Source organism: Streptomyces sp. NPDC021096, from assembly GCF_040641275.1.
In the GTDB taxonomy this organism is placed as follows: domain Bacteria; phylum Actinomycetota; class Actinomycetes; order Streptomycetales; family Streptomycetaceae; genus Streptomyces.
Genome location: NZ_JBFADG010000003.1, coordinates 34,289 through 50,070, shown reverse-complemented (window position 1 = coordinate 50,070; position 15,782 = coordinate 34,289). Strand labels below are relative to the sequence as shown.

Annotated in this window: 12 protein-coding genes and 1 pseudogene; 6 read left to right on the top strand and 7 right to left on the bottom strand. The window is 71.6% G+C overall.

What is annotated here, in order from left to right:
- Positions 1-46 precede the first annotated feature (46 nt).
- From AB0G59_RS06640 to AB0G59_RS06625, 4 genes are all read left to right on the top strand, one after another.
- Complete coding sequence (locus AB0G59_RS06640) at positions 47-1,015, top strand: tetratricopeptide repeat protein (protein WP_360908736.1); 969 nt, start codon at positions 47-49, stop codon at positions 1,013-1,015.
- A gap of 583 nt (positions 1,016-1,598) precedes the next feature.
- Positions 1,599-2,231, top strand: a complete 633-nt coding sequence (locus AB0G59_RS06635) for a DUF6230 family protein (RefSeq protein WP_360908734.1) — start codon at positions 1,599-1,601, stop codon at positions 2,229-2,231.
- 142 nt (positions 2,232-2,373) lie between these two features.
- Positions 2,374-2,871 carry a DUF6114 domain-containing protein gene (locus AB0G59_RS06630; RefSeq protein ID WP_360908732.1) on the top strand — a complete coding sequence of 166 codons (498 nt, stop codon included), beginning with the start codon at positions 2,374-2,376 and terminating at the stop codon, positions 2,869-2,871.
- A complete protein-coding gene (locus tag AB0G59_RS06625) occupies positions 2,861-4,117 on the top strand; it encodes a hypothetical protein (RefSeq protein WP_360908730.1) in 1,257 nt (418 codons plus the stop codon). The genes AB0G59_RS06630 and AB0G59_RS06625 overlap by 11 nt, the downstream gene beginning before the upstream one ends.
- Before the next feature lie 14 nt (positions 4,118-4,131).
- On the opposite strand, the gene AB0G59_RS06620 is transcribed toward AB0G59_RS06625, so the two are convergent.
- A complete protein-coding gene (locus AB0G59_RS06620) occupies positions 4,132-4,764 on the bottom strand; it encodes a TetR/AcrR family transcriptional regulator (RefSeq protein WP_360908728.1) in 633 nt (210 codons plus the stop codon).
- A gap of 123 nt (positions 4,765-4,887) precedes the next feature.
- Between AB0G59_RS06620 and AB0G59_RS06615 the strand changes: the two genes are divergently transcribed.
- Positions 4,888-5,805: an alpha/beta fold hydrolase gene (locus AB0G59_RS06615; protein ID WP_360908726.1), complete on the top strand. Its 918-nt coding sequence runs from the start codon at positions 4,888-4,890 to the stop codon at positions 5,803-5,805.
- 97 nt (positions 5,806-5,902) lie between these two features.
- On the opposite strand, the gene pyk is transcribed toward AB0G59_RS06615, so the two are convergent.
- The 3 genes from pyk to pta all read right to left on the bottom strand — a co-directional run bounded on the left by pyk (position 5,903) and on the right by pta (position 10,795).
- Positions 5,903-7,330 carry a pyruvate kinase gene (gene pyk, locus AB0G59_RS06610; protein WP_360908724.1) on the bottom strand — a complete coding sequence of 476 codons (1,428 nt, stop codon included), beginning with the start codon at positions 7,328-7,330 and terminating at the stop codon, positions 5,903-5,905.
- Between the two features lie 72 nt (positions 7,331-7,402).
- A complete protein-coding gene (locus AB0G59_RS06605; protein ID WP_071964127.1) occupies positions 7,403-8,614 on the bottom strand; it encodes an acetate kinase in 1,212 nt (403 codons plus the stop codon).
- An 84-nt stretch (positions 8,615-8,698) separates the two neighbouring features.
- The gene (gene pta, locus AB0G59_RS06600; RefSeq protein ID WP_360908721.1) at positions 8,699-10,795 is read right to left on the bottom strand and encodes a phosphate acetyltransferase; all 2,097 of its coding nucleotides are present in this window, start codon (positions 10,793-10,795) and stop codon (positions 8,699-8,701) included.
- Between the two features lie 199 nt (positions 10,796-10,994).
- On the opposite strand from pta, the gene AB0G59_RS06595 reads away from it, so the two are divergent.
- The gene (locus AB0G59_RS06595; protein WP_071964123.1) at positions 10,995-12,020 is read left to right on the top strand and encodes an ATP-dependent 6-phosphofructokinase; all 1,026 of its coding nucleotides are present in this window, start codon (positions 10,995-10,997) and stop codon (positions 12,018-12,020) included.
- Positions 12,021-12,087: 67 nt separating this feature from the next.
- Here AB0G59_RS06595 and AB0G59_RS06590 read toward each other — a convergent pair whose 3' ends face one another.
- The 3 genes and pseudogenes from AB0G59_RS06590 to AB0G59_RS06580 all read right to left on the bottom strand — a co-directional run.
- On the bottom strand, positions 12,088-12,960 hold the full coding sequence (locus AB0G59_RS06590; RefSeq protein WP_360908719.1) for an NAD(P)-binding domain-containing protein: 873 nt from the start codon (positions 12,958-12,960) through the stop codon (positions 12,088-12,090).
- 144 nt (positions 12,961-13,104) lie between these two features.
- Positions 13,105-15,645 (bottom strand): FtsX-like permease family protein, encoded by a 2,541-nt coding sequence (locus tag AB0G59_RS06585; RefSeq protein ID WP_360908717.1) that lies wholly within the window; start codon positions 15,643-15,645, stop codon positions 13,105-13,107.
- 42 nt (positions 15,646-15,687) lie between these two features.
- Positions 15,688-15,782, bottom strand: a pseudogene (locus AB0G59_RS06580) (ABC transporter ATP-binding protein); the annotation flags it as partial.

Below are 15,782 nucleotides of genomic sequence, written 5' to 3'. Positions count from 1 at the left end.
CGGCGTACTTTTCCGGTTCACCGCGCCGAGGGGGGAGGATAGGCCCATGCAGCCACGGAACATGTCCATGAGTGGAGTGGTCGACCTCGCCGCGGTGAAGGCGGCCGGCGAAGCGAAGCAGAAGGCGGAGCAGGCGCGGGCCAGTGCCGCGCGCCAGGGCGGCGTGCCTGCCGCCGGTGCGGGCCGCCTCGTCTTCGACGTCGTCGGTGAAGCGGGTTTCGACCAGGAAGTCCTGCAGCGCTCCGCCGAGGTGCCCGTCGTCATCGACTTCTGGGCCGACTGGTGCGAGCCGTGCAAGCAGCTCGGCCCGCTGCTGGAGCGGCTGGCCCAGGAGTACGCGGGCCGGTTCGTACTCGCGAAGATCGACGTCGAGGCCAATCAGACGCTGTTCCAGCAGTTCGGCGTGCAGTCGATCCCCGCGGTCTTCGCGGTGGTGGCCGGGCAGGCCCTGCCGCTCTTCCAGGGCGCGGCCCCGGAGGCGCAGATCCGGCAGGTCCTGGACGAGCTCATCGGCCTGTCCGAGCAGCGCTTCGGCATCGTGGGTCCGCCGCTGGAGGGCGGCGCGGCCGAGGCCGGCGTGCCGCAGGCCCCGGCCGGCCCGCACGACGGCGTCCTGAGCGCGGCGCACGAGGCGCTGGACACCGGTGACCTGGGCGGCGCCATCCGCGCGTACCAGAACGTCCTGTCCGACGACCCCGCCAACGTCGAGGCCAAGGCGGGTCTCGCCCAGGCGGAGCTGCTGCAGCGCGTGCAGGGTATGGACCCCCAGCAGGTCCGCAAGGCCGCCGCGGACGCGCCCGGTGACGTCCGGGCGCAGATCGCGGCAGCCGATCTGGACCTGGTCGGCGGGCATGTGCAGGACGCCTTCGGGCGTCTGATCGACGCCGTGCGCAAGACGGCCGGCGAGGACCGCGACGCGGCCCGCGTGCGGCTGCTGGAGCTGTTCGAGGTGATCGGCCCCGACGATCCGCGGGTGACGGCGGCGCGTACCGCGCTGTCGCGCGCGCTGTTCTGACGAGGCCGGCGAGGCCCCGCCTCACCCTGTGTCCCAGGCGGCACAGCCGCCGCGCTTTACCAAATCTTGGTAATCGTGGACCCTGTTACTGCCAGTAAGAAGAACCCGGGCTTACGCCCGGGTTCTTCTGCTTTCTCCGCTTCTACCCGGACACGCTGCGGCACCTTCGCGCAGGGGCTCGATGCCGACTGGTCTCCCGTCGGTTATCGGCCCGTTACTCGCGAGTAATCAACCTCTTGTGCCCCGGCCGCGAATGCATCACGATCGGCCCAGCCCGGTCCATCCCCCGCCGCCCGGCCATCCGGTCGCGCGCGGGGTGTGGGTCCCCACCGGGCCGGCCGGTGCGCAGGCGCCGGCCAGTGGGACAGGGGGGTCCCCGCCCCAACGGCGGGGCCTGTTCCGGCGGTTGCGCGAACGCGTGGCCAGTGGTTGTCGCTCGGGGGTGAACGCCGGTGTGTATCGGGCGCGATTGGCGCCGCCGAATGCGACGGCGCTCTCCTTCCCGAGGACGTAGCGCTTCTCCCATCCCGGGCAACGGGCCCACGGCCCGCCCGGAGGTGTACGTCCGAGAAGGAGGAAAGTCGTGAAGTCCCAGACTCGTGGCGGGACCAGATGGCGCCGGTTCGCCGTCGTCATGGTTCCCAGCGTCGCGGCGACGGCCGCGATCGGCGTGGCCCTCGCCCAGGGCGCCCTCGCGGCGTCGTTCAGTGTGTCGGGCCAGCAGTTCCAGGTGACGGCGAAGAAGCTCGAGGGCAAGGGGTTCGTCCAGTACGGGGCGATGGACCAGACGAAGAAGGGCGGCAAGCCCGTCGCGGTCGTCGGCCTGAACTCCGCGAAGATCACCAAGCTCTGTCAGGCGGTGACCGTCCCGACGCCCTTCGGCGATGTGTCGCTGAAGCTGGAGGCCGGTGGCGGCGCCGACAAGGTCGAGGCGACCAAGCTCTACATCGACGCCGACGACATGAAGGCCAACGCGAAGTTCACCAACGTCGACATCGGCGTATCGGTCAGCGACACCACCAAGGGCCCCGGCCCCGCCAAGCCGGGCGAGGACAACCGCGGCGCGTACGTGCCCGGCTCCTTCGCCCAGCAGGCCGACGAGGTGGAGTTCACCGACGTCGACCAGCGCGCCTGGGCGACCTCGGCCGGCACCTTCACGCTGCCCGGCCTGCACATGGGCGTCAGCATGGGCGGCGCCGAGTGCAAGAACAACTGACGCGCTGAACGGGAGGGTACGGGGCGGCAGTTCGGCTCCCGTGCCCGTACCGTCCCGTGCGTGCGCCGCCTCGCGCTTCTGCGTGCTTCTGCGTGCTTCTTTGCGTACCACCGATTTCGCCAGTCCCGAGGAGCTGTACACCATGAGCGCCGACACGCGACCACGGCTGATCGACAACTTCGGCCGCACCCGCCGTTCGTTCTGGGACTGGCGGGGCCGTCGCCCGTTCTGGGGCGGGCTGCTGTGCATCCTGGCCGGCGCCCCGATCATGTACATCCCGTACCAGACCATGACCCTGGGCGACCTGCACATCCGGATGGCCACGACGGCCGGCGCCGGCTCGCTGATCATCGGCGTGCTGCTGGTCGTCCTCGGCCTGACCATGTGGTTCCAGCCGCAGTCGAGGGTCTTCGCGGGTGTCGCCGCGATCCTCCTCGCGCTGGTCTCGCTGGTCGTCTCGAACTTCGGCGCCTTCCTGATCGGCTTCCTGCTCGCCCTCGTCGGCGGGGGACTCGGCGTCTCCTGGATGCCGGGCAAGCCGCTCGCCGAGGCGCCGGCCGACAACGGCGGGGACACCGCCGGCACCTCCACCGGCCCCGGCCTGGTGAAGGGGAACGACGGGAGGCGCCGTGCCGACTGACGAGGAGCGCCGCGCCGGAACGGGCCCGCGCCACGCCGCACCGCGCAAGCCCCTGCTGTCCCGGCTGCACATGCCGGCCGGCAAGGCCATCGCCCTGGCGGCGATGCCCAGCGCGGTGCTGATGGGCATGGGCCTGACGCCGACGCTGGCGCAGGCCAAGCCGGTGCAGCCGCCGAAACCTTTCGGCGACGCACAGTGCGCGACGGCGCCGGACACGGAGGCGGACGGCGACGAGACCAAGGGTGCGGACGGTGCCAAGGGTGCCGACGGTGCCGGGAAGCCGGCGCCGGAGGGGAGTTCGCCGTCCCCGTCGCCGGACGCGTCGCCCTCCGGTACGAGCCGGGGTCGCGAGCCCTCCGCCTCGTCGTCCGCGAAGCCCGCACCGCGTACGCAACCGGCGCCGGCCCCGGTGAGCCCGTCGCCGTCCCCGTCGCCGTCCAAGGCGAAGAACCCGTTGGACCCGCTGGGTCTGGGCGAGAAGCTGACCGACATCCTGACGGGCGGCAAGAAGGCGACGCCCGTTCCTTCGGCGTCCCCGTCGCCGTCCGGAACGCCGACCCAGGCCGCGCCCAAGCCCGTGCCCGGGCAGGCGGCGCCGCCGCCCGCCGAGGACGAGGGCAAGGCCAAGGCCAAGGCCAAGGGCACGCCCACCCCGACTCCCGGGGCCTCCGGCGGACCCGCCGTCGGCACGCCCTCGGCCAAGCCCACGACCGGGGCCTCGCCCACCCCGTCGGCGTCACCGGACGCCGACAAGCCGCTGCCCCCGTGCCCGGCCGGGCATGTCCTCGACGAGAACGAGAAGCGCGCCTTCCCGAACCAGCCCTGGTACCTGGAGGCGAGCAAGCTCACCCTGACCGGCCTGACCTACGAGGGCGTCAAGCGCATCACCATGGTCAACGGGCAGCAGAAGTCGGTCCTGAAGTTCACCGCCGACTCGCTGGCGATCAAGGACCTGCATCAGATCGTCAACAACCAGGGGAAGCAGTACCACGTCACCGGGCCCGGGACGACGTCCACGGTCTCCGGCGGCAAGGTCACCATGTACACGGAGGAGTTGAAGGGCAAGCTGCTGGGCGTGCTGCCGTCGACGCAGTCGCCGACCAGTCTGCCGCCGCTGATCCCCGGGGTGAAACTGCCGATCCCGATCTTCTTCACGGACGTGAAGATCCGTCAGTCCGGGCAGTTCGGGGGCACGCTGCAGATCCCGAACCTGCATCAGTACCTGACGGAGGGGACGTACCCGTAGGGCGTGGGGGGTCCTCAATCGCCGGACGGGCTCAAATCGAGCCCGTCCGACAGGAAGATGCGGTCCAAGTGGTGGGTCAGGGCCGCGGCGGCGGACTCCGGGCCCCGCTGGCCGGCCAGGACGGCGGTGCCGAGTCCCGCCGCCATGGCGAGCAGGCCGATCGCGTCCGCGCGCGCGTCCACGTCGGGGCGGGTGAGCCCGGCCTCCTTCGCCTCCTGCAGCAGCCGGGCCACGGTGTCCTCGGCGGCGTCGGAGTCGTCCAGGAAGGGCTGCGCGGCGAGCTGCTCGTCCGTCATGGCCAGGACGGCGTACGAGGTGAGGACGAGGTGGAAGCGGCGGCTCTCCTCGTCGGCCGGCAGCGACGCCGTCAGCAGCGCCTCGATCAGCGCGCGCGGCCCGGGGTCGTCCCCGGCGGCCCGGACCCGGGCGGCGACCCGCTCGGTGAATCCGGCGGTCAGGTGCCGCAGCCCGTGGAGCAGCAGCTTCTCCTTGGTCTCGAAGTAGTACTGCACCAGTCGTAGCGACACTCCCGCCTCGGCGGCCACGTCCCGCATCCCCACGGCATGCAGTCCGCGCCGCCCGGCGACCCGGACGAGCGCCTCGGCGATCTCGGCGCGTCGTTCGTCGTGGTCCACGCGCTTGGGCATCGCCTTGTCTCCATTCGTCGGTCCCTGTGCTGCCGGCCCCCTCGGGGGGCCTTCATGGTACGCCTGTATCACCATCATGGTACGGTCGTACCACGAAAATGGACGCTCCGGAGGTGGCCCGCCGTGCCCGAGACCGTGACCCCCGCCCGTAACCGCGCCGATGTCGGCCGCTACGTCAACGACGCCTTGCGCGACCGCTACTTCGCCGCCTGCGACGCGGTCTACGCCCTGGGGCCGTCCGCCCGCGCGGAGACCGACGTGGAGACGGCCTTCGGGACCACCCACGTCTACCGCTACGGCCCCGCGGATCCGGCAGCCGCGTCCCGTACCCCGGTCGTCCTGGTGCACGGGGCGGGCTCCTGCTCCGCCATGTGGTATCCGAACACCGCCGCGCTGAGCACCGAGCGCCCGGTGTACGCGATCGACACCCCCGGCGACCCGGGCCGCAGCGTGCAGCGCGCACCCCTCTCCCGGCCCGAGCACGCCGCGCAGTGGCTGGACGAGACGCTCGCCGGCCTCGGCCTGGACCGCGTCCACCTCGTCGGCTCCTCCTACGGCGGCTGGCTCGCCCTGAACCAGGCGCACCGCCGGCCCGGCCGCCTCGCCTCGGTCACACTGCTCGATCCCGGCGGACTGGAGAAGGTGGGGCTGCGCTTCTTCGTCTGGATCTTCGCCAGCCTCTTCGCGACGGGCGCGCCCAAGGCGCTGCGCCCGCGCCTGGCGGCCTGGCTGGAGCAGCCGGTCCTCGTCGTGCCCGAGCTGCGCGCCATGATCCGCTCCGGCGTCCGCGCCTACCGCGTCCGCCGCCCGGCGCCGCTGCCCCTCACCGAGGACGAACTGCGCACCATCGGCACCCCGCTCTATCTGCTGCTCGGCAAGCGCAGCCTGCTCCTGCACCCGGGGCGGCAGGCGGAGCGCGTCCCGCGCCTGATACCGGGCGCCCGCGCCGAGATCATGACGAACACCGGCCACGGCCCGCAGATCGACCACGCGGAGGAGGCCAACCGCCGCATGCTGGGCTTCATGGACTCCGTCGGCTGACGGCCGCCGTGAGAGCCGGCCACGGGCCGGACATACGAAGACGCCGGGCGGGCTGGATTTCTCCAGCCCGCCCGGCGTCCTACGGAGCCCGAAGGGGTCAGACGGTCTCGCCGCCCAGGTGGTGCACCCGGACCATGTTGGTGGTGCCCGGGATGCCGGGCGGGGAACCGGCCGTGATGATCATGGTGTCGCCCTTGCTGTAGCGCTGGAGCTTCAGCAGCTCGGCGTCGACCAGGTCGACCATCGCGTCCGTGTTGTCCACGTGCGGCACGACGTAGGTCTCCACGCCCCAGCTGAGCGTCAGCTGGTTGCGGGTCGAGGCGTCCGTGGTGAAGGCCAGGATCGGCTGGGCCGTGCGGTAGCGGGACAGGCGGCGGGCCGTGTCACCGGACTTGGTGAAGGCGACCAGCGACTTCGCGCCCAGGAAGTCCGCGATCTCGCAGGCCGCGCGGGCGACCGAGCCGCCCTGCGTGCGCGGCTTCTTGCCCGGCACCAGCGGCTGCAGGCCCTTGGAGAGCAGCTCCTGCTCGGCGGCCTCGACGATGCGGGACATCGTCTTGACCGTCTCGATCGGGTACGCGCCGACGCTCGACTCGGCCGACAGCATGACCGCGTCCGCGCCGTCCAGGATCGCGTTGGCGACGTCGGAGGCCTCGGCGCGGGTCGGGCGCGAGTTGGTGATCATCGACTCCATCATCTGGGTCGCGACGATCACCGGCTTGGCGTTGCGGCGGCACATCTCGATGAGGCGCTTCTGCACCATCGGGACCTTCTCCAGCGGGTACTCCACCGCCAGGTCGCCACGGGCCACCATCACGCCGTCGAAGGCCATGACGACCTCGTGCATGTTCTCGACGGCCTGCGGCTTCTCGACCTTGGCGATGACCGGCACCCGGCGGCCGACCTCGTCCATGACGCGGTGGACGTCGTTGACGTCCTTGGCGTCGCGGACGAAGGACAGGGCGACCATGTCGCAGCCCATCGCGAGCGCGAACTTCAGGTCCTCGATGTCCTTCTCGGACAGCGCCGGGACGTTCACCGCCGCGCCGGGCAGGTTGATGCCCTTGTGGTCGGAGATGACACCGCCCTCGATGACGATCGTCTTCACGCGCGGACCGTCGACCTCGGTGACCCGCAGCTCGACGTTGCCGTCGTTGATCAGGACCTGGTCGCCCTTGACGACGTCGCCGGGCAGACCCTTGTACGTCGTGCCGCAGATGGTCTTGTCGCCGGGGACGTCCTCGGTGGTGATGACGAACTCGTCGCCGCGCACCAGCTCGACGGGGCCGTCCGCGAAGGTCTCCAGGCGGATCTTCGGGCCCTGGAGGTCGGCCAGGACGCCCACGGCGCGGCCGGTCTCCTCCACGGCCTTGCGGAGACGGTTGTACCGCTCCTCGTGCTCCGAGTGGGTCCCGTGGCTCATGTTGAAGCGGGCCACGTTCATACCGGCCTCGATCAGCGTCTTCAGCTGGTCGAAGGAGTCGACGGCAGGGCCCAGGGTGCAGACGATTTTGGAACGGCGCATGGGGCTGATCCTATCGGTTTGTTTCGGAGCGGAATATTCGAGCTGTGGGAAAGGCCAAGGCCGGGCCGGTGATCAAGCGCTGACCAGGGCGTACGCCTGGGTGGCGATCTCGAGCTCCTCGTCGGTCGGGACGACGGCCACCGCGACCCGCGCGGAGTCGGGGGAGATCAGCCGCGCCTCGTCGGAGCGGATCTCGTTGAGCCCGGCGTCCACGACCAGGCCCAGCTCCTCCAGACCGGCCACGGCGGCCTCGCGCACGGGCGCGGCGTTCTCGCCCACGCCCGCCGTGAAGGCCACGGCGTCGACCTTGCCGAGCACCGCGTAGTAGGCGCCGATGTACTTCTTCAGCCGGTGCACGTAGATGTCGAAGGCGAGCGCCGCCCGCTCGTCGCCCTCGTCGATGCGCCGGCGGATCTCGCGCATGTCGTTGTCGCCGCACAGTCCGATCAGACCGCTCTTCTTGTTCAGGAGCGAGTCGATCTCGTCGACGGACATCCCGGCGTTGCGGGACAGGTGAAGGATGACCGCCGGGTCGATGTCACCGGAACGGGTGCCCATCACCAGGCCCTCCAGCGGCGTCAGACCCATGGAGGTGTCGACGCAGCGGCCGCCCTTGACCGCGGACGCCGAGGCGCCGTTGCCCAGGTGCAGGACGATGACGTTGACCTCTTCGGGGGCCTTGCCCAGCAGCTTCGCCGTCTCGCGGGAGACGTAGGCGTGCGAGGTGCCGTGGAAGCCGTAGCGGCGGACCATGTGGGCGTCGGCGGTCTCGACGTCGATCGCGTAGCGCGCGGCCGACTCGGGCATCGTGGTGTGGAAGGCGGTGTCGAAGACCGCGACCTGCGGCAGGTCGGGGCGCAGCGCCTGGGCGGTGCGGACGCCGGTGATGTTGGCCGGGTTGTGCAGCGGCGCGACCGGGATCAGCCGCTCCATCTCCGCCATCACCTCGTCGGTGACCACGGTCGGCTCGGTGAACTTCTGGCCGCCGTGCACCACGCGGTGACCGATCGCGGCCAGCTCCGGCGAGTCCAGGCCCAGACCGTCGGCGGTCAGCTCCCGGGCGACGGCCTTCAGCGCGGCGTCGTGGTCGGGCATCGGCTCCAGGCGCTCGCGCTTGGCGCCGCCCGTCGCGAGCGGGGTGTGCGCCAGCCGCGAGGTCTCCTCGCCGATGCGCTCGACCAGCCCGACGGCCAGCCGGGCGCCGTCGGCCATGTCGAGCAGCTGGTACTTGAGGGAGGACGAGCCGGAGTTGAGGACGAGGACGCGGGTGGCGTTGGCAGTCATGGGGGCTTTCCGTGTGGGGGTTCTCGGGGCTGTGAGGGGTACGGGACCGGGGACGGGGCGCGCCGCCCCGTCCCCGGCTCCGTGCTACGGCTCGGTGCGCTCGCCGCGCTGCTCGCCCTGCGCCTGGATGGCGGTGATGGCGACGGTGTTGACGATGTCCTGCACCAGCGCGCCGCGCGACAGGTCGTTGACGGGCTTGCGCAGACCCTGCAGGACCGGTCCGACCGCGACCGCGCCGGCCGACCGCTGCACGGCCTTGTAGGTGTTGTTCCCGGTATTGAGGTCGGGGAAGACCAGCACGGTGGCCTTGCCCGCGACCTCGGAGCCGGGGAGCTTGGTCTTCGCCACGGCCGAGTCCACGGCGGCGTCGTACTGGATCGGGCCCTCGACCAGCAGGTCGGGGCGGCGCTCGCGCACCAGCTCGGTGGCCTTGCGGACCTTGTCGACGTCCGCGCCGGAGCCGGAGGTGCCGGTGGAGTACGACAGCATCGCGATCCGCGGCTCGACGCCGAACTGGGTGGCGGTCGCCGCGGACTGGATGGCGATGTCCGCGAGCTGCTCGGCGTTGGGGTCGGGGTTGACCGCGCAGTCGCCGTAGACCAGGACCCGGTCGGCCAGGCACATGAAGAAGACCGAGGAGACGATCTGGGCGCCCGGGGCCGTCTTGATGATCTCGAAGGCGGGGCGGATGGTGGCGGCGGTGGAGTGCACCGCGCCGGAGACCATGCCGTCGGCCAGGCCCTCCTGGACCATCAGGGTGCCGAAGTAGGAGACGTCGGCGACGACGTCGTGGGCGAGCTCCACGGTCATGCCCTTGTGGGCGCGCACCTTCGCGTAGAGCTCGGCGAAGCGCTCGCGCAGCGGGGAGGTCTGCGGGTCGATGATCTGGGCGCCGCCCAGGTCGATGCTCAGCTCGGCGGCGCGCTTGCGGATCGCGTCCTCGTCGCCCAGCAGGATCAGGTCGCACACGTCACGGCGCAGCAGCACGTCCGCGGCGCGCAGCACGCGCTCCTCGGTGCCCTCGGGCAGGACGACGCGGCGGCGGGCCGAGCGGGAGCGCTCGATCAGCTCGTGCTCGAACATCATCGGGGTCACGCGGCTGGAACGGGCCACGGAGATGCGGTTCGTCAGCTCGGAGGTGTCCACGTGGCGCTCGAACAGGCCCAGGGCGGTCTCGGCCTTGCGCGGCGAGGACGCCTCCAGCTTGCCCTCGACCGCGAACAGCTCGGCGGCGGTGGGGAAGGAGCCGCCCGGCACCGAGACGACCGGGGTGCCGGGGGCCAGCCGGCCGGCCAGCGCCAGGATGTCCGGGCCCGGCCGCTCGTCCAGGGTCAGCAGCACACCGGCGATGGGCGGGGCGCCGGCGCTGTGCGCGGCCAGCGCGCCGACGATCAGGTCCACGCGGTCCCCGGGGGTGACCACCAGGCAGCCCTCGGTCAGGGCCGGCAGGAAGACGGGCAGCATGGCGCCGCCGAAGACGAAGTCCTTCGCGTCGCGCGAGAGGCCCGCGTCGTCGCCGAGCAGCACCTCGGCGCCCAGCTTCTGCACGATCTGCCGCACGGTCGGCGCGGAGAGCGAGCCGTCCTCCGGCAGCGCGTAGCAGGGCACCGGCAGGGTCGTGGAGAGCCGCTCGGCGATCGCCTCGCGGTCGGCGGGGGAGACGCGGTTGACGACCAGGGAGACGACGTCGCAGCCGAGGCTCTCGTAGGCGCGGTAGGCGTTGCGGGCCTCGGCGTCCACGGACTCGGCCGACTGCTCCTGGCCGCCGACGACCGTGATGACGGACGCGGCGAACTCGTTCGCCAGCCGTGCGTTGAGGGCCAGCTCGTCGGGGAGCGTGGTGCCGGCGAAGTCGGTGCCGAGGACGAGCACGTACTCGTACTCCCGGGCCACCGCGTGGAAGCGCTCGACGAGCCGGGAGACCAGCTCGTCCGTGCCGCGCTCGGCCTGCAGGGCGGCGGCCTCGCCGTAGGTCAGGCCGACGACGCTCTCCGCGGTCTGGTTCAGCCGGTAGCGCGACCGCAGCAGGTCGAAGAGGCGGTCGGGGCCGTCGCCGTGGAAGAGCGGGCGGAAGACGCCCACCCGGTCGACGTGGCGAGTGAGGAGCTCCATGACTCCCAGCTCGATGACCTGGCGCCCGTCGCCGCGGTCGGTCCCGGTCACGTACACGCTGCGCGTCACGCGTGCTCTCCTTGATGCTTCGCCGAGTGTTCTTCGGAAGAAAATAAACCCGTTAAGGTGGCCTTGCCCTCTTGACAATACCTGCGCCCGTGGATAAGGCGCGCGTCAGTGTGGTGTCGGGGGTGCGGCAGTACCGGCCGGCCCATGAAACAATCGGCCCGGCTCACATGTACCAGTAGCGAGCAGGAGACACAGCACGATGCGCATCGGAGTCCTCACCGCGGGCGGCGACTGCCCTGGCCTGAACGCTGTCATCCGCTCGGTCGTGCACCGCGCGCTTGTCGGCCACGGTGACGAGGTCATCGGTTTCGAGGACGGCTTCAAGGGCCTCCTCGACGGCCGCCACCGCAAGCTCGACCTGGACGCCGTGAGCGGCATCCTGGCCCGCGGCGGCACCATCCTCGGCTCCTCCCGCCTCGAGCGCGCCCGGCTGCGCGAGGCCTGCGAGAGCTCCAAGGAGCTCGCCCGCGACCTCGGCATCGACGTGCTGATCCCGATCGGCGGCGAGGGGACGCTCACCGCGTCCAAGATGCTCTCCGACGCCGGCCTGCCCGTCGTCGGCGTCCCCAAGACGATCGACAACGACATCTCCTCCACCGACCGCACCTTCGGCTTCGACACGGCCGTCGGCGTCGCCACGGAGGCCATCGACCGCCTCAAGACCACCGCCGAGTCCCACCAGCGGGTGATGGTCGTCGAGGTCATGGGCCGCCACGCCGGCTGGATCGCCCTGGAGTCCGGCATGGCCGGCGGCGCCCACGGCATCTGCCTGCCCGAGCGCCCCTTCGACCCGGCCGACCTCGTCAAGATGGTCGAGGAGCGCTTCTCCCGCGGCAAGAAGTTCGCCGTCATCTGCGTCGCCGAGGGTGCCCACCCCGCCGAGGGGACGATGGACTACGCCAAGGGCGCCATAGACCAGTTCGGCCACGAGCGCTTCGCCGGCATCGGCACCAAGCTCGCCGTCGAGCTCGAGAAGCGCCTGGGCAAGGAGGCCCGCCCGGTCATCCTCGGCCACGTCCAGCGCGGCGGCACCCCCACCGCGTACGACCGCGTCCTCGCCACCCGCTTCGGCTGGCACGCGGTCGAGGCCGCCCACCGGGGCGACTTCGGCAAGATGACCGCGCTGAAGGGCACGAACATCGAGATGGTCCCGCTGGCGGAAGCGGTGACCGAGCTCAAGCGCGTGCCGGAGAACCGGATGAACGAGGCCGAGTCGGTCTTCTAGGCACGGACCTGCCGCACGACATGGCTGTGGGCCACCCCGAGGGGTGGCCCACAGCCATGTCCGCAGGTCACGTGCGCAGCAGCTCCGCGATGCCCGTGAGGTTCTCCGCGCCGTGCCCGTCGGCCACGCGCCGCTCCATCAGCTCCTGCAGGGCCGTGAACAGCACGGGCCGCACGCCCTGCTCCTCGGCCGTCGTGATGAGATTGCCGAAGGCGGCCGCCTGCATGCCGATGGAGGACACCACCCCCTGCGTGTAGTCGCCCGTGGAGATCTCGTGGGCGAAGTGCGGGATGCTCCCGGCCATGGCGGCGATCCACGCGCTCAGCATCGGCGCGAACCGCTCCGCCGGCACCTTCTCCGTGTCCACCAGGGCCAGGGCGTGGACGACGCCCGAGAACAGCCCGTACATCCCGCTCAGCGCGATGTCGTAGAGCGCCGCCAGGCCCGCGTCGGTGCCGACGAAGTGGGCCGCGCCCAGGCGCTCGAGCGCCGGCCGGTGCGCGTCGAAGGCCTCCCGCGCACCGCTGTAGAGGACGAACGCCTGCTCCGTGCCGATGCCCGGCGGGACGGCCATGATGCCGCCGTCGAGGTAGGTGATGCCGTGGGCGGCGGCCCACGCGGCCGCCTCGCGGGCCTGGGCGGGGGTGCCGTTGGTGAGGTTGACCAGGGTGCGGCCGGCGAGGCCGGCCGCGACGGGGTTCAGGACCTCGTGGACGGAGGCGTGGTCGAGCAGGCACACGACGATGAGCTCGCCCGCCGTCACGGCGGCGGCGGGGTCACCGGCCCGGACGGCGCCCCGGGCGACCAGCGGGTCGGCCCTGTCGGCGGTGCGGTTCCACACGGTGGTGGGGTGACCGTTCGTCAGGAAGGCGGTGGCCAGGGCCGTTCCCATGGCGCCGAGACCGAGGACGGTGACGGGGGAGGCAGGGGTGGTGCTCATGTGCTTCAGGCTCCAGGTGTGCGGTGCGAAAACGGCTGTGGCGCGCCTCCATCAGATTTGCCGATGGGGCGCGCCACGCCAAGTACGCACAAATAAGTGGGCACTTACCTGGAGGTGAGTGGGGGCGCCGGGAGCCGCGGGGGGCTACTGCGCCCCGATCGACTCCAGCATGTTGAGCCTGGCGGCCCGGCGGGCCGGCCAGAGCGCGGCCAGGACGCCGACCGCGAGGGCCAGCAGCAGGAAGACCGCGATCCGCGCCCACGGCACGACCATCTCGTACTGCGGGAAGGACGAGCGCAGCAGATGGCCGCCGGACCAGGCGAGGAAGATGCCGACCCCGACGCCCATGACCGCGCCGAACATCGCGATCGCCACGGACTCCAGCCGCACCATCTGCTTGACCTCGCGGCGGGCCAGGCCGATCGCCCGCAGCATCCCGATCTCCCGGGTCCGCTCGAAGACCGACATGGCGAGGGTATTGACGACGCCGACGACGGCGATGACGACGGCCATGCCCAGCAGGCCGTAGGCCAGGTTGAGGATCGGGTCGATGTTCCCGGACTCGGCGCGGCGCAGGTCCTCGGGGGTCTCCACCTTGATGAGCGGGTTCCCGCCGAACGCGTCCTTGATCTTCTCGCGCAGGCCGCCGGCCGCGCCGGGGGCGGCCTTCACCAGCACCTGGTCGTCGCGCACCTTGGTCATGTGCGGGTCCACGAGGGCGGGGGCGGTGAGCACGTCGCCGAGCACGTCGTTGTCGGCGAGGACGGCGACGACCTGGGGCCTGGCCCGCTTGCCGTCGTAGAACTCCATGGGCAGCGTGGAGCCGAGCTTGAGGTTCCGCTGCTTCGCGTACCCCTCGGACACGGCGACGGCGCCGGTGTCGCGCACGTCGGCGAGCGAGCCGCCGGTGACGCGCAGCCGGGTCACCTTGCCGAGCGACGACAGGTCGGTGCCGACGGCCAGGGCGGGGTGCCCGTCCGACTGGAAGCCGGTCGACCGCAGGGGGACGGCGGCGGCGACGCCGGACTGCCCGGCGAGCTTCCTGCCGACCTCGGGGGCGAGCCCGCCGTAGCTGGAGGACTTGACCTGGTAGTCGGCGGTCAGGTCCTGCTTGCCCATCTTGCCCATGCCCTCATTCGCCGAGACCGCGCCCACGGTCAGGCCCGTGATCAGGGTGAGGCCGATCATCAGCGCGGAGGCGGTGGCGGCCGTGCGGCGCGGGTTGCGCAGGGCGTTCTCCCGGGCGAGCTTGCCGCTGACGCCCGAGACACGGACGGCGAGCCGTCCGAAGAGCTTCATGAACGGGCGGGAGAGCAGCGGGGCCAGCACGATGGCGCCCGTCAGGACGAGGGCCGAGCCGGCCATGGCCGGGACCAGGCCCTCGCGGTCGCGGAAGGTGGTCGTGTACAGCATGAGGCCGACGCCCAGCGCGGCGAGCACGCCGCCGATGGAGTTGCGCACGATGAGGCCGCGCGGCGCGGGTGCCTGGTCCACGGAGGCCAGCGCCTCGACCGGGGCGATCCTCGCGGCCTTGCGGGAGGGCAGCCACGCGGCCAGTACGGTCACCACGACGCCGACCGCGAGGGTGCTCAGCACGGCCGTCGGCTCGATCACGAGCGCGCCGTCGGGCAGGTTCGCCCCGGTGGCGTTGAGCAGTGCGGGCAGGAGGACGGCCACGCCGAGGCCCAGCCCCAGGCCCAGGACGGAGGCGATCAGGCCCAGGAGCCCCGCCTCGATCATCACCGAGCGCACCACCTGGCGGCGGGAGGCGCCCACGGCCCGCAGCAGGGCGATCTCCCGGCTGCGCTGGGCGATCAGCATGGTGAAGGTGTTGGCGATGATGAAGACGCCGACGAAGAGGGAGATGCCGGCGAAGACCAGGAAGGTGGTGCGGATCGAGCTGGTCTGCTCGTCGATCATCTTGGACTGGTCGGCCGCCAGCTTCCGTCCGCTCTGCGCGTCGAAGCTCCCGGGCAGGGCCCTGCGGACCTCGGCGGTCAGCTTGTCCTGGTCGGTGCCGGGCGTCGCGGTGACCACGAGTTCGCTGAACTCGCCGGGCTTGCCGAAGAGCTTCTGCGCGGTCGCGGTGTCGAACAGCGCGAGGCTGCCGCCGGCACTCACGCGCGGGTTGTCGGTACGGACGATGCCGACCAGCTTCTTGGTCATGACGGGACCGTCGACGGCCATCCGTACGGTGCCGCCGAGCTTGGTGCCGGTCTTCTCCGCCGTCTTCTCGTCCAGGGCGATCTCGCCCTCGGCGGCGGGCCCCCGTCCCTTGACGAGCGGGTAGCGGCCGTCCTTGCCGTCCTTGCCGGGGAGGTAGTTGACGCCGGCGCTGCCCCAGTCGCCGCCGGTGGGGTTGTTGTGCTTGTCGGCGATCATGGCGACGCCCTCGACGGACGGGCGCACGGAGGCCACGCCGGGCAGGGCGCGGACCTTCTCGACCGTACGGGTGTCGAGGACCTGCTGGTCACTGGGGTCGGTGCTGGGCCGCCCGCCGCCGGCGGTCACGGAGACGGCCACGTCGTCGAGGCTCTTGGCCATCTTGTTGCGGAAGGCGCTGCCGACGGAGTCGCTGAAGATCAGGGTGCCGGAGACGAAGGCGGTGCCGAGGAGGACCGCGAGGGCGGTCATCATCAGCCGGGTCTTGTGCGCGAGGAGGTTGCGCAGGGCGGTACGGAACATGGTTTCGGCGTCAGTCCTGGAGGTCGTCGGATCCGGCGGTGATCAGCTCGTGCGGCCCTTGGCGTCGAAACGCTTCATGCGGTCCAGGACGGCGTCGGCGGTGGGCTCGCGCAGTTCGTCGACGATGCGGCCGTCGG

Excerpts from the sequence above, each read along its gene's own strand:
- AB0G59_RS06620 (WP_360908728.1), bottom strand. The coding sequence starts at position 4,764 with ATGCCCAAGCGCGTGGACCACGACGAACGACGCGCCGAGATCGCCGAG.
- AB0G59_RS06640 (WP_360908736.1), top strand. The coding sequence starts at position 47 with ATGCAGCCACGGAACATGTCCATGAGTGGAGTGGTCGACCTCGCCGCG.
- AB0G59_RS06605 (WP_071964127.1), bottom strand. The coding sequence starts at position 8,614 with ATGACTGCCAACGCCACCCGCGTCCTCGTCCTCAACTCCGGCTCGTCC.
- AB0G59_RS06630 (WP_360908732.1), top strand. The coding sequence starts at position 2,374 with ATGAGCGCCGACACGCGACCACGGCTGATCGACAACTTCGGCCGCACC.
- AB0G59_RS06595 (WP_071964123.1), top strand. The coding sequence starts at position 10,995 with ATGCGCATCGGAGTCCTCACCGCGGGCGGCGACTGCCCTGGCCTGAAC.
- AB0G59_RS06585 (WP_360908717.1), bottom strand. The coding sequence starts at position 15,645 with ATGTTCCGTACCGCCCTGCGCAACCTCCTCGCGCACAAGACCCGGCTG.
- pyk (WP_360908724.1), bottom strand. The coding sequence starts at position 7,330 with ATGCGCCGTTCCAAAATCGTCTGCACCCTGGGCCCTGCCGTCGACTCC.
- AB0G59_RS06590 (WP_360908719.1), bottom strand. The coding sequence starts at position 12,960 with ATGAGCACCACCCCTGCCTCCCCCGTCACCGTCCTCGGTCTCGGCGCC.